Genomic DNA, 14,156 nt, shown 5'->3' with positions numbered 1-14,156 from the left:
TAAATATTAAAAAGGCACTATTTGTAATAGCACCTTTTCAAATCCCTATTCTATTGTGTTCCCACACTCTAGGTCAACAACTACAGAAACAGTAATGTGATCTTTCATGACCTTATTTCTAGTTTTTTCACCTTTCGATACAAACACGAAATGCTTGTGAAAGTGCTTGAATCTAAGGATTTCTATATAGTTCGACGTTGTATCAACGCTATAGCATCCACATGTGCACAGTGTAGGTAGCAACACAAGAGTGCTGGTGGGTTTATTACATTCTTTAGACCATTTTCTTTCAGAAAACAGACTTTATCAAAACAAAAGCTGCCAGCTGCAAAGGAACTTGAAAATGAATAAAATAAGTATACATGAGTTGATGTGATTCATTTTTTCTCTAACTTTTTGAGAGTTAACCTCAAACTCTCGGTCAAAAAATATAAAGCCAAATGTTCTACTTCTTTTACACTTATATCATGCTTAATAACTTATTATCAAACACAAGTACATTTGGACATTTATAATTTGTGAAAAACTACCTGCGAAAATCGGTCCTGAATGGTATTTTTATCAACAAAAAAGCAGATGGTATAGATTTTTTCTATATCAACTGCTTTTCTATTATACCAACTCCAACCACGCGACCGCTTCACAATAGCCAGGCACTGTTCGCCATTAGTGATGGATAGGATATATGTGTCAGTCCCCTGTCATTCTTATTATCTTTGGGCTAACGTCTAAATACGCATTAATGCGCCATTAGGCTTTGGTAACTCTTGATCTGTTATCTGATTCATTTTACAAAAATGTTCAAAAAACTGTTGTGCCAGCTCTCGTTCCTTTGGGTCACTTTTCAACGAAACTATATCCAGCAAAATTTGAGCCATCCATGAATTATCAAAATAACGGTATTTACCTGTATTCCATGTCATTTTGTGGGGGAATTTTCCATTTACATAATATTCCCAGAAAAGCATCTGATCCGATTCCTGTTCTGTAAGTTGGAGTCTGTATTTTGAATGAGCAGGAATATATCCATCTTCACAAAGCTTACCGATAAAATCTTCATTCACCATATAGACACCTAAGATACGTCTGTCTTTTTCAGGCATGCTAGAATCTATTGCTGTTAACAGGACAGCGCTATTTTGGTGCAAGCGGATGGGTTTGTTTGGCTTCCCCTTGTTATTACCACTTTTTATTACGCCTGAAAAAACCTTCCACTCTGAAAAAGAACTATTCTGTTCTTCTGTGTCACACCAAAAAACCATTTGTGATTCGGGATGAAGTTTATGATTTTTCATAAGTTTTTCATGTTCCAAGCGAAGTTCCTGGTTTTTTTGTTGTAGTTTTTTTTCCTCTTCCTTCTTCCGTTCTTCCTCCTTTCGTTCCATTTCCTTTTTTTGTATAATTTTTTCAAGTGAATTAGCAACACTTTCATCATGTAGTTTTAGGTGCTTTCCAAATACATCGGGGAAAACAAACTTTTTAATTTCCGTTGCGAAATGTATTTCAATACTAGAATCATTATGTTTAACTATACTACCCATGCCAAAACGCTTGTGTGTAACTTTCTTATTGATTAGATTCATTATTCTAGTCCTCCTTGTAGAATAAAAACTCGGTTACTATTAGATAGTAAATTGATAATTTTATTCAACTAACTTCCTTTAAAGCTCACACAACTGTTTGAATTTTTCTTCGGTTTAAAAAAGGATATTAAAAAAACGTATCCATATTTCTATCTGCAAAAAAGACAGCGGAATACGATTGAAAAAACAATTGTAAGACTATTATAACATTTTTTGAAAATATTGCAAATTTCTTATTGACAACACATTTTATTGTGAGGTAAAATGAAGTTTTATTCACTTTACTTCCTTGAAATAACTATGAAATAAAGGCATCCAAAAAGTCGCGAAACTTCTGGAAAGCCCCTATAAATAACCACTTGATTACCGGTGATAAGTGGAATGATTCCACGATTAAACAAATCTTAACTAACCCTCATTACCTTGGAGACTTAGTTCAGGGGCGTACTACTACAGTAAGTGTTACAAGTAAAAAGCGTAAAACGCAAAAGAAGAAGATATGAACATTATTAGTAATACACACGAAGCTATTATCTCAAGCTGTACAAAATCAAACGAAACAAAGAAAAATGTTCATTACAGCCCCAAAGTTATATTTATTTACAAACAAACTCTACTGTGCGGACTGTGGAAAAGGAATGTGGTTTCGAAGCAATCGACAAAATGGTTATATATGTGGGAGCTATGCTCGTCATGGTAAAAAAGCTTGTAGCGCTTATACCATCAAAGAAGAATTTCTCAAATAAAAGATTCTGTGTGATACTCGTTCACTTCTTCAAGAAATTGATAAGGAACAATATTTAAAAGAGCTAGAAGTAAAATCAAAGAAAGCAAAGAAAGACCTACAGAAAAAGCTTGACAGAATCAATAAGCAAATTAATTTATTAAAGGTCCGAAAGCAGAACTTCATTAAAATGATGGCGGATGAAAAAATCACGCATGATGAATACTTAGAAATGGTTGAAGACAATAACACTGAACTCACTCAATCAACTGTTAGAAAAGAAGAATGAAATGTTATCATTGCTTGAAAAAGAAAAAGTGATCGATAACATCGATAATCTAAAAAAAGAACTTCTTCAATTTCTTAAATTTGATGAATTAACACCGGAGACGTTGTATGGCCTAATTAATCGAATTGATGTAAAGGCAGATGGAGTACCCATTATCCATTATCGCTTCAATACCCCAGAATTTGAATAGAAGCAGGTTATTCCCTTATCGGGAACCTGCTTCTTCTTTTAAAACTATCTGCGATACTACCTCTACGTGACTCGTCTGCGGAAACATATCCACCGGCTGGATCATGTCAATCTTGTAGTTTTTGCTTAATACTGCAATATCCTTCGCCAGTGTAGACGGGTTACATGACACATAAACAACCTTTTTCGGTTTAACTTTCAGAATAGTTTTTAATAGCTGCGCATCAAGCCCAGTCCTAGGCGGATCCACAATGATCACATCTGGTTTCCATCCCTCTTTCACCCATTTCGGCAGCAATACCTCTGCTTTTCCAGTGACGTACTTTACATGCTTAATCCCATGACGGGCAGCATTTTTCTTAGCATCCTCAATCGATTCTGGAATAATATCCATTCCGCGGATTTCTGCCGCTTGGTCAGCTACCCATAAGCCGATTGTGCCAACGCCGCAATACGCATCCACTACTTTTTCTTTTCCTGTTAGTCCTGCCGCTTTTTTTACTTCATTATAAAGTTTGACGGTTTGCTCTGGGTTAAGCTGGAAAAATGTTCGGGCAGACAGTTCGAATGAGAGATCACCTAGCGTCTCCTGGATAAAATCCTTTCCTTCGAGACTGACAGTTTCTTCTCCAAAAATTAAGGACGTTTTTTGTCCATTTATATTTTGGATAATCGATTTAACCTCAGGTAATCTCTTCTTGATTTCTTGAATAATCAATTCTTTTTTTGGCAGTTCTTTTTTCGTTGTGATAAGAACAATTTGCAGCTCTCCTGTTTGAATGCCGACTCTTGTGACGATAGTTCTTATGAGTCCCTTTCTTGTTTTTTCATTATAGATTGGGATTTTTAAATCTTGAAGAATTTGTTTCACCTTTGCTGTTGCTTCGCTTGTTTGCGGATGTTGAACCGCACATTGCTCAATGTTGATGAGTCGATGGGAGTTCATCCCATAAAGCCCTGCTAGCACTTTTCCATCTTTAAAGCCTACTTGAAATTGACTTTTATTGCGGTAATTCCACGGATCTTCCATTCCGATGGTGTCTTTAATTTCAATTTGATCAAGATTCAGTTTTGTATGTCTTTCAAACGCTTGGATGACGATGTCACGTTTTTCTTTAAGCTGCTGGCTATATTGTAAATGCTGAAGCTGGCATCCTCCGCATTCCTCATATACAGGGCAAAGCGGCTGTACCCGATGCTCTGATTTCTTGCGGATTTTCTTAATTTTTGCTTCTGCGAACTTCGGATGGACTTTCGTCGCTTCTACCACAACCTCTTCCCCTGGTAAGGCGCCTGGGACAAAGACAACCTGCTTTTTAAAATAGCCTACGCCCTCACCATTAATTCCGAGTCGTTTGATTGTAAGTGGAAAAGTTTGATTTAGTTTTATTTTAATGGTCTGTTCTTGTTTCATGATGGTTATTCACTCCAGATTATTCGATGCTCCTCCATAAATAAAGAGAAGCATAGCTTAAATAAGGTTCCCAACTTTTGGAGAATGTCTCCATTTCTTCTATGGATGGTTTTGCTTCTAATTGGTAAAGCTTTTTTAAAGCATTTTGAATTCCAATGTCTGCAACTGGAAAAAGATTCAATCTGCCAAGCCCAAACATGAGGAAGTTTTGTACGGTCCATGGTCCAACTCCGCGAAGCTTGATCAATTGTTTAAATATATCCTCATCAGATTTGTTTTTCATTTCTTCAAAGTTTAAATTTCCTTTTACGATTTCATTAGCAATGCCGATTACATATTCAGCTTTACGACCGCTAAATTGCAGTTCCCGAAGATCTTCCACTTTAAGTTCAGCAACTGTTTCTGGCAGCGGATAGAACCAAACCCCATCATTTTCAAACCCAAATGTTTTGACAAACCGTTCTGTTAATGTGTGGGCAAAAGCTAAATTCAGCTGCTGGTGAACAATACATTTTACTAAACAGTTGTATGGAGAAAAATCTAATACAATGGGAGTCCCATAGTGCTTGTTGAATATCTCTTTTAAATCGGTATTTTTGAAATGCTCAGCGATGCTTTCAAGCGGCACATGCCATTGGAAAATTTCCGCCAATCTCTTATCGGCTTTTTCTTTAAATCTTCCTTCCATTCCTTCGATCGTAAATTCAGGCGCAAGCGTCGTTCCTGTTGCTTTCACCTCGGCTACTACCGGCTCGTTTTCAAAAACCAACGGCACTTTTACCGATCTATTTTCCAGATCGACTTGATTAAGAGGGTCTATGGATAGCCTGTCCAATACTAGATCAAAATTATATGGCCCTTTAATTTGTATTGTCTCCAAGAATGATCCGTCCTTTAACCATTTTTCCGTAATTATAGCATTAAATCATGTAAAGTCTGTAACCAAGTTTGAATTAAAAGATAATATGAGAAAATATAAGTACGTAATCGATTGTTATTGAATGACAATAAAGATGTTGAATTACAAATAAAGTCGTTTAAATTACAATATGTTGCTTTGAAAAAAAGTTTGATCAAAAACACCTTACAAACCTGTTTTTTATAGTAAATAAAAAAGAATCCATTTTAATAAAGAATAATTAAAATAGATTCTTCTTCAGTAGATTTAAGTTTGATTTTCATAAAAAAGTTTGATCATTTTCTACCTAGTTTGTCAACAAGCGCGTCCTTATAATGGAAGAACAGAGGAGCTTCTATTAGCTGGTTTTGTTGAAATTCATAATCTGTTAAAATCGAATCGCATTAATTTTGGCATCAAGAGCACGAAGAATTTCTTTGTTTGCTCTAGGTCCCACACCATGCAAATCAAATTTATCGTTTAAGGGAGTTTTCTTCTTATGAGTCACCCTTTTTATTGATTCAAGTCAACTCTTAATTAGAAAGATTCGTTGTTTCATACACCAGCAAGGATGCGTCATTGTCATCTGGAACAGCGTAAAGTCGAAGCTCTTGACCGGCATTCTCCAAGAAAACTGGGTTACGGGTAATGACATGCCCTTGTGAAGAAAATTCCGTTACAGGCACTTCATGGATCGTATTGAACGTTTTCAAATCAAGCAAGGCTACGCCGCCTAATTCATAAGATTCAGAACCTACTGTGGTAGGTAGTCCAGCAATACCGCTGCAAACCATTTTATCTTTACCTACACTTTCACAGTCCTGATAATCAATAAAGAAACTCGAATTTTCTTGAACATTTCGCTCTTTCCCTTTACTATTCCATTCATAAAAATTGCGAGAACCCCAGCTTATGCCATAAAGTTTTCCGTTTTGTTCGTCACTAACAATCCCGCCGATATGGTCATTGACTCGGAATACTTCTTCCGATTCCATGGTCTCAGGATCTACTTTGTAAATGATAGATTCGCTGTTGGGACGATATTCGGCGACAGAAATCCATATAAATTCACCATCGAAATCAATGCCGCCTGGGTGATACATGTTTCCTTCCCCAAGCTGGATGTCCTTCAACAGTTCTCCATTTTGGTTAAAAACAAATAAGTGACCCACTCCTTTCCCCGGAGTGCGATCATAGCCATCAATCGGCTGTTCATACTTCACCGTACTTTCGATAATTTCCACAGAAGACATATAATAGAGATCTCCGATTCGCGTTATTCCTTGAGGGTGATAAACATCAAATTGCAAATCAATCTCTTCTTGTTGCTGCCAATCCGTATTACGAGTAAGCTGCTGGAACTGATCTTCTAATTTTAGTTCCTTTGCACTAATTGTTTCGGATTGAGGTACTATGAGAGATGCGGACACTGCCAGAATAGCTATTAATAGAGTTGCTGTAAAAATGAATACAAATTTTCGATTGATAAATAATCCCTCCTTCTATTTTCAATTATCATTTTAAGAAATTGCTATTTAGAAGGTTTGATATTATCATTAAATTTTAGTAAATATGGAAAAATAGTTAATTAATCCTGTGTATTATTAATGCAATAGTCTTGTATTTTTTTGATTTTGTTTTTAATATAGAATTCCTAGTTAAAATTCACCATTAAAATAGACAATCGAAATTACCAAAATGCACCTTATGGTTAAATAAGAGCTTAGCAAAGGTAAATGAGCATTTACAAATTAGCTCTAGTTGAATACCAAAACAGGCAGTAAAGTATTTCATCTTTCTACCATTACTGCCCTAACATGCTTTGATTAATTCTTGGAATCTTCCACCAATGTAACCTTTGCTGATTCAGGAAACGTTGCAACATCGTATTTTTCCTGCTGTGTAATAAGTTTTAATGTTGTATACGCCATTAAGAACATTAAAAACAAAATCGGAAAGCCTGCTATCGTTGCAATTTGCTTTGTAGCATCGATCCCGCTAATCTTTCCGCTAGCAGACAATAGATTGATAATAGCCATTGAAGACATAATAATACCCCAATAGATTTTCACTCTGCCTGGAGCTTCAGAAACTCTGCCTCCTGAGGATTTTACTGTTAAAGAAGAAATAGTCGTTGTCGTTGAGTCAGCCATCGTAACAATGGATATATACACAGTGATGATAAAAACAAGGCTCGTTATAGTCGCTAAAGGATAATGTTCCAAAAAGGAAAAAACGGATACTTCCATCCCATGTTTTTGAATAGATTCCCAAATACCTGCACCATTTAATTGAAGATTAATGGCTGAACCACCAAAAATAGAAAACCAGATAAAACCAAAAATAGCCGGTACCCCAACGTTCATAATCATAAACTGTTTAATGGTTCGCCCTTTTGAAATTCTTGCTAAAAACATTCCCATTATTGGTGCATATGCCAACCATATTGCCCAGTAATAGATTGGCCACCATCTTGGCCATTCTGAACCATCGATTGGACTCAAATACAGAGATCTAACGAAAAAGTCTTGAATGTAATGGCCCAATGACTGTGTTCCAAGTGATAAAATAAATGACATTGGTCCAAAAATAAACACAAAGATAGCAATTATAATAAAAATTTTCGTGTTTTTGTCAGCTAGCCAACGAATTCCTCTATTAATTCCGGTATAACTCGAAATGATGTACGTAGCCACAATTACACTAACAATAATAATCCATGTCATTTTTCCATTGGGGACGCCGGTAATGGCGTTTAAGCCTGTTGCAATTTGCATTGTGCCTACCCCAAGTATAGCAGCGACACCGCCAACAATAGCGAATAAACAGATATTATCGACTATCGCTCCCACTGATCCATTAATTCTCTTTCCAAACACTGGGTATAGTACAGAACTAACCCGATAAGGAAGTTTTGCATTATAAACAGCAAACGCGATCCCAACCCCTGCCAATCCGTACATCGCATATGGAGAAAACGTCCAGTGGATGAATGTTTGAGACATTGAGAACATAGCCGCCGCTTCACTTCCTGGCACTAATCCTAGTTCTTTAGGAGGGTCCATAAAATGGGTCATAGGCTCTGCAATTCCCCAAAATAAGATCCCCGTTGCAATACCTGCAGTTAATGAGATCGTAAACCAATTCCACGTTGACAGTTCTGGTTTCGCATCAGGACCACCGATCCTAATTTTTCCATACTTTGAGGCCATTAAATATATACAAATACCTAAAAATAACACACTTGAAAGCTGAAATAACCATCCAAAGTTTTGGAAAGCAAACTGAACAATTGCATTTTCAATATTATAAAACGATTCAGGTGCAACTACCCCGATAATGATGGCTAGTACCAGAATGACGGACATCGGAATAAAAACGGATAATCTTATATTTGTGAATAACTTCATAATAGCCCCCTTTTTTTTAGCCAAATAATCATTTAAATTGATTTTATCAAAAAAAAGATGAAATTTACTAAAGAAACCCGAATTTCCTAAGAATTTCGGGTTTCTTTTGCATATTCAGAAAGAGAATTTTCCTTATATCGGTCACTTTTTCAATAATATCGGTCAGTTTTCACATATATCGGTCACTTTTTCAACTATATCGGTCAGTTTCCCTGAAATATCGGCCACTACCCAATTACATTAAACTTTTCTTCTACGATCATTCCATTATATCCGCGACTTTTTGGAATATATCCGCCAGAATTTGATTATATCCGCCACTTTAGGCATTATATCCGCCAGATGTGCAAATTTATCCGCGAATCCCCACTTTAATAAAGCATCCTATCCTCAAAAGTCTCACTCATCATTAAATCATCCAAGCTTTTAAACGTATATCCCCTCTTTTTCAAATCCTGGATGGCTTTTTCAAGGGCATCGGCATTGTCCTTTGAAATGCTATGAATCAGTAAGATCGCACCTGGGTGGATTTGCTTCATAATATTATCATAGGCATATTGCCAGCCCTTTTGCCGGTCAACATCCCAATCCCTATAAGCTAATGACCAGAATACATGAATATAGCCTGCTTGTTTCGCTACTTCGATTGTCCTTTCGCTGAATATGCCACGGGGTGGGCGCAAATAAACCATATTCTTAATCCCAGTTAGCTTTTCTGTTCCCTCTCGAACCATTTCCAATTCCTCCGCAATCCTCTCATTGCTAATCTTTGTCATATCGGGATGATGCCAGGAATGATTTCCAATAATATGCCCTTCCGCAGCCATTCGTTTGACAAGATCAGGGGCACTTTTTAAGTAATGGCCTGTAATAAAAAAGGCGGCAGGCACTTTTTCCTTTTTTAAAACGTCCAAAATTTTAGAAGTATACCCATTTTCATAGCCATTATCAAAGGTTAAATAAATATCTTTTTTGCTCGGATTTCCTTTGTAATACGCTCCGAGTCTGTTAAGCATATCATCTAGCGACTTGCCTGCATCTGCCGGCTGTTCATTTGATCCCTTTTTAAACCCCCAATGAAGTGGAGAATTTGCGTAATCGGCATACACAGTTGAAGAAAAAAATACAAAAATGACACTTAGGATGACCAGATGCTTCATAACTTTCATCTGCGGCTCCTCCTCTATTTTTTTCTTATTGTTTGTGCCGCTTAAACAAAACATTCACTGCATCCAATGCCAAAAAACGCCATCAAAAAAGCTCCAGCCATAAAAAATGACTAGAGCTATCATTTAATTAAAACACACGTTCTTTAAACTGAGCTAACTTTTCTAATGATGATTTATCCACATCAGCATGTAAGCTGTTTCCGTGAGAATCCATTGTAACAACTGCAGTAAAGCCTTCTACCTTCAGATGCCACATCGCTTCTGGAATTCCGAATTCCATTAGGTCAACGCCTTCAACGTCCTTAATACAATCTGCATAGTATTGAGCCGCTCCACCGATTGCATTTAGGTACACACCGCCATGCTCTTGAAGAGCTGCCAATGTTTTCGGACCCATTCCGCCTTTTCCGATTACTGCACGAATGCCGAATTTTTTCATGATATCGCCTTGGTATGGCTCCTCGCGAATACTTGTTGTTGGGCCAGCAGCCTTCACATGCCATTTTCCTTCAGCATCTTTTAGCATTACAGGACCGCAGTGATAAATAACTTGTCCATTTAAATCAACTGGTGCATCATGTGACATTAAGTAATGGTGAATGGCGTCACGGCCAGTGTACATTCTGCCGTTAATTTGAACAACGTCGCCAACCTTTAAGCTGCGGATTTGCTCCTCAGTAATTGGAGCTTGCAAAGTAATAACCTCAGCTTTTGTTTCAGCAGCTGCAGCTGTTTCTTTTTCTGCTTCCGTTGCACCGAAGTCGATGTTTTCGCCTTCTTGGTACATCCATTCGTTGATTTCACCTGTTTCAGGGTTAACCGCAACCCCTAGGCGACGGAATGCCCAGCAGTTGTAGGCAACAGATACAAAGAAGCTAGCAGGAATACGGTTCATAACACCAATTTTACAGCCTAAAAGAGTTGTCTCACCGCCGAAGCCCATCGTACCGATACCAAGCTTGTTGGCATTCTCCATGACATATTCTTCAACCTTACGAAGATCTTCATTTAGATTCACATCGTCATTTGAACGGAATAACTGTTCCTTTGCAAGGTCATAGCCTGAAGAACGGTCACCACCGATTCCAACACCGATAAAGCCAGCGCTGCAGCCTTGTCCTTGAGCTTGATATACAGAATGCATGATACATTTACGGATACCATCAAGATCACGTCCAGCACGTCCTAATCCTTCAAGCTCGCATGGCAGGCTATATTGGATGTTTTTATTTTCACAGCCGCCGCCTTTTAAAATTAAACGCGCATCAATATAGTCTTTTTCCCATTGATCAAATTTAATGACTGGAAGTCCTAAACCTAGATTGTCCCCGCTATTATCCCCAGTAAGCGAGTCAACTGAATTCGGACGAAGCTTTCCATCCTTTGTTGCTTGTACAATCGCATTCTTGATTGCTTCTTTCATCACAAGCTGGTTTGCTCCAACAGGAGTCTTAATTTTGAAGGTAGGAAGACCAGTATCCTGACAAATCGGTGATACATTATCATCCGCCATTTTAATATTATTCGTGATTGTAGCTAAGCTCATCGCTGATCTAGTTCCAGCACTTTCTCTTTCCTTAGCAGCCTTGATCGCACGGCGAACATCTCTTGGAAGCTTTGTTGATGTTTCAACAATTAATTGATACATGCTTTCTTGAAACTTTTCGATATTCATCCTCGTTTCCCTACCCCTTTGCTTCGTGTTTATATCAATTTCTTTATGAAAATTATAATAATTACCGTCCTTATTATACTCCTAACATAATTTTAATGAAAGACAAAGCTTCCAATTGGTTGCAGGAAAAGGAGGCCAAAATAAAAAGAGCCTAAACGGCTCTTAGAATAAGTTTAAAAGAGAATATGCATGAAAATAGCTACAATTGGAATAGCAATTAAGGTTCTCAGCAAGAATAATACAGCTAATTCCAAGAATTTGACAGGTAATCTAGTAGCCATCATCACAACAACAGTTTCTGAAAGGAAAATTATCTGAACCATTGATAATGTAGTAATAAAATACCTTGCTCCAATATCAATGAACTCAATTTTATCAGCAATGAGCAATACCGGAAGAAACATTTCAGCGAAGCCTACAGGAATTGAAGGGGCTATTTCTTGGGTGTTCGGAACTGCCATTAGATTCAATAAAGGAACAAACACCTGACCCATCCACTGAAACAAAGGCGTATATTCAGCGATAATTAAACCTGTAATGCCTGCTGCTGATAAAAGCGTTAAAACCTTTGGAATCACTTTAAATCCATCCACTAAGCTTAAAATAATCTCTTTATAGATGCTTTGTGCTGTATAGGCACGTTTGGCTGCACGATCCAAACCTCTTCTAAGAATGCCTTTTTCAAACTTTGTTTCACTTGTGCGGTCTTCATCTGTTTGAATCTTCCCACTCGAATATTCATTTGACTTTTTTGACAATGGCGGAATTCTGACCATAAAAAATGTAATGATGAACGTAATGATTAGAGACGAAAAATACGTTTTTAAAAAGTGATCTCCTAAGCCAGCTGTATTAATAACTAGTAAAGCAAAACCAACACTAACTGCGCTAAAGGAGGTTGAAATGACGGCAGCTTCTCTTTTTGTATAGACATTCATTTTGTATAATTTACTCGTTATAATAACTGCCATCGAGGATGAAGTGACAAAAGAAGCAATAGCATCAATGGCACTCTTTCCCGGAACTTTAAAGACAGGCCGCATAATAGGCTCTAGTATGGAACCGACGAAATCAATTCCTCCATAATTTAAGAGAAACGGCATGAAAAATGCTCCGACAATAATAATCCAAAAAACGCCTAACACTATACTCGGGATAACCGTTCCGCCAGTAGCACTCCCAACTATCCATTCTGGACCTGTAACGGAAGCGAAATTTACGTGAAGGGTGTAAATAATCGTATAAACGGCTCCTAATAGGTAAAGGAACGGGTGAAATATAGAGTCATGACCATAGTATTCGTGGAAAAATGACCCCTTTTTGGCGAGAAATTTCCCGTAAAAACTCCCAATAGTATTAGCAATCATCAAAATAGTCACAATCCATAATCCTAAATTCCCTACTAAGTTCACAAAATAATTATAAATATAGCCAAATAATATATCTGTTTTTCCATTTATCGTTAAAGGGACAAAAAACACTAATAAAGCAATGCCTGTAAAAAAGATTGATTTGATAAGGCCAATTTTATATTGGCTCTTTGTAATCGTAATATAATCAACATAGCTTGGATCATCGCGGTCTGGTATTTCAATAGGAAAAGCCGGTTCCTCATGATATAATTTGTTTTCTTCTAAAATCGCCGTATGGTCATCCATCCAATCACCTCCAAATATTTGAAAGACTCACAAAAATAACTAATTATTATTAACATTCTGAATAATTGTTATTTTAAGAAAGGAGAAGTTCCCTCCTCCTCTGATGCTAATGATTATTTTGAACTGCTTACCTGTACAGCTTTTTTCGCATTAATTTCTTTTTCTTTCAAGACAAAACTAATAAAATCAAGGGCAATTCTTGCTCCTACTTGTCCAGTAATGCCTGTTGGGTCATATGGCGGGGAAACCTCCACTAAGTCAAAGCCAATAACAGTCCCTCTCTTGGCAATTCCCTCTAACAGCTCATTCACCTCATCATACAATAAACCGCCAGGAGATGGAGTTCCTGTTCCAGGTGCTAAAGAAGGATCCAACCCATCAATATCAATGGTTACATAATATTTTTCTCCTTCTGGGATCATTTCAAGAATACGCTCCGCACCCATTTTTCTCATTTGTCTTGGAGATAATATGACACTGCCATACTCTCTTGCGGCGTCAACATCTTCCTTTTTACTGCTGCTAATTCCGCGAATCCCTAATTGATACATTTTTTTCACATGATCCATTTCAGCTAATCTTCGCAGCGAGCTTCCATGTCCAAACCTTTGACCTGAGCGGTGATCGGCCCAATCGAGATGAGCATCGATATGGATAACATGAAATGGACCAAGGGAGTCCAAAGCTCTTCCTACTGGAATCGTAATGGAATGATCTCCTCCTAATACGACTGGCATAGCCCCTTTCGAAACAATTTTTCTAATCGATTCTTCAACATTTTCAAAGCATTGCTCTAAGTCCCCATGAACCATATCTGCATCTCCGCAATCCACTACTTTGCAGTTAGGACCTAAATACATAATATCCTTCTCAATATCATAGGCTCCTTCTAGTCCAAAGCTGTATAAAGTTGAGCCTTCTCGGATTCCACGCGGTCCCATCCGAGTACCGGACTTCCATTGTGTTCCCATATCATAAGGGACACCAATAACAGCAACATCTGCATCCAACTGATCTAAATTTGTACAAATTGGATATTTTCCAAACGAACAAATTCCGGTAAAAGGTAAATTAAGAAATTGTTTTTCGCTTCTTTCTGCCATTCGTAGAACCCCCTAATTAATGAAATCTCATTTTCAAATCTTGC

At 37.4% G+C, this 14,156-nt stretch carries 12 protein-coding genes; 3 read left to right on the top strand and 9 right to left on the bottom strand.

The features are described from left to right. Positions 1 to 728: 728 nt before the first annotated feature. On the bottom strand, positions 729 to 1,583 hold the full coding sequence (locus KHA94_RS18930) for a malate synthase (protein ID WP_213103675.1): 855 nt from the start codon (positions 1,581 to 1,583) through the stop codon (positions 729 to 731). A gap of 359 nt (positions 1,584 to 1,942) precedes the next feature. Here KHA94_RS18930 and KHA94_RS26700 point away from each other — a divergent pair, with 359 nt between their 5' ends. From KHA94_RS26700 to KHA94_RS18915, 3 genes are all read left to right on the top strand, one after another. Next, entirely contained in the window at positions 1,943 to 2,086 is a 144-nt protein-coding gene (locus KHA94_RS26700) for a recombinase family protein (RefSeq protein WP_213103674.1), read from the top strand. A 66-nt stretch (positions 2,087 to 2,152) separates the two neighbouring features. Beyond that, the gene (locus KHA94_RS26695) at positions 2,153 to 2,329 is read left to right on the top strand and encodes a recombinase zinc ribbon domain-containing protein (protein ID WP_213103673.1); all 177 of its coding nucleotides are present in this window, start codon (positions 2,153 to 2,155) and stop codon (positions 2,327 to 2,329) included. Between the two features lie 268 nt (positions 2,330 to 2,597). After that, positions 2,598 to 2,786: a hypothetical protein gene (locus KHA94_RS18915; protein WP_213103672.1), complete on the top strand. Its 189-nt coding sequence runs from the start codon at positions 2,598 to 2,600 to the stop codon at positions 2,784 to 2,786. Between the two features lie 15 nt (positions 2,787 to 2,801). Here the strand turns inward: KHA94_RS18915 and rlmD are convergent, their stop codons facing one another. From rlmD to speB, 8 genes are all read right to left on the bottom strand, one after another. Next, positions 2,802 to 4,199, bottom strand: a complete 1,398-nt coding sequence (gene rlmD / locus KHA94_RS18910; RefSeq protein ID WP_213103671.1) for a 23S rRNA (uracil(1939)-C(5))-methyltransferase RlmD — start codon at positions 4,197 to 4,199, stop codon at positions 2,802 to 2,804. Between the two features lie 19 nt (positions 4,200 to 4,218). Beyond that, complete coding sequence (locus KHA94_RS18905; protein ID WP_213103670.1) at positions 4,219 to 5,079, bottom strand: DNA-3-methyladenine glycosylase family protein; 861 nt, start codon at positions 5,077 to 5,079, stop codon at positions 4,219 to 4,221. A 551-nt stretch (positions 5,080 to 5,630) separates the two neighbouring features. Further along, the gene (locus KHA94_RS18900) at positions 5,631 to 6,527 is read right to left on the bottom strand and encodes a DUF6454 family protein (RefSeq protein ID WP_338030822.1); all 897 of its coding nucleotides are present in this window, start codon (positions 6,525 to 6,527) and stop codon (positions 5,631 to 5,633) included. A 396-nt stretch (positions 6,528 to 6,923) separates the two neighbouring features. Next, on the bottom strand, positions 6,924 to 8,507 hold the full coding sequence (locus KHA94_RS18895) for a BCCT family transporter (RefSeq protein ID WP_213103669.1): 1,584 nt from the start codon (positions 8,505 to 8,507) through the stop codon (positions 6,924 to 6,926). A 371-nt stretch (positions 8,508 to 8,878) separates the two neighbouring features. Beyond that, positions 8,879 to 9,676, bottom strand: a complete 798-nt coding sequence (gene pdaA / locus KHA94_RS18890) for a delta-lactam-biosynthetic de-N-acetylase (RefSeq protein ID WP_249365604.1) — start codon at positions 9,674 to 9,676, stop codon at positions 8,879 to 8,881. A 127-nt stretch (positions 9,677 to 9,803) separates the two neighbouring features. Beyond that, the gene (locus KHA94_RS18885) at positions 9,804 to 11,351 is read right to left on the bottom strand and encodes a fumarate hydratase (protein WP_249365603.1); all 1,548 of its coding nucleotides are present in this window, start codon (positions 11,349 to 11,351) and stop codon (positions 9,804 to 9,806) included. Positions 11,352 to 11,524: 173 nt separating this feature from the next. Continuing rightward, entirely contained in the window at positions 11,525 to 13,009 is a 1,485-nt protein-coding gene (locus KHA94_RS18880; RefSeq protein WP_213103668.1) for a YjiH family protein, read from the bottom strand. A gap of 113 nt (positions 13,010 to 13,122) precedes the next feature. Beyond that, complete coding sequence (gene speB / locus KHA94_RS18875; RefSeq protein ID WP_213103667.1) at positions 13,123 to 14,112, bottom strand: agmatinase; 990 nt, start codon at positions 14,110 to 14,112, stop codon at positions 13,123 to 13,125. Positions 14,113 to 14,156: the final 44 nt, after the last annotated feature.

Source organism: Cytobacillus citreus (assembly GCF_018343665.1).
In the GTDB taxonomy this organism is placed as follows: Bacteria; Bacillota; Bacilli; order Bacillales; family Cytobacillaceae; genus Cytobacillus; species Cytobacillus citreus.
This window is presented reverse-complemented; position numbering and strand designations above follow the sequence as displayed.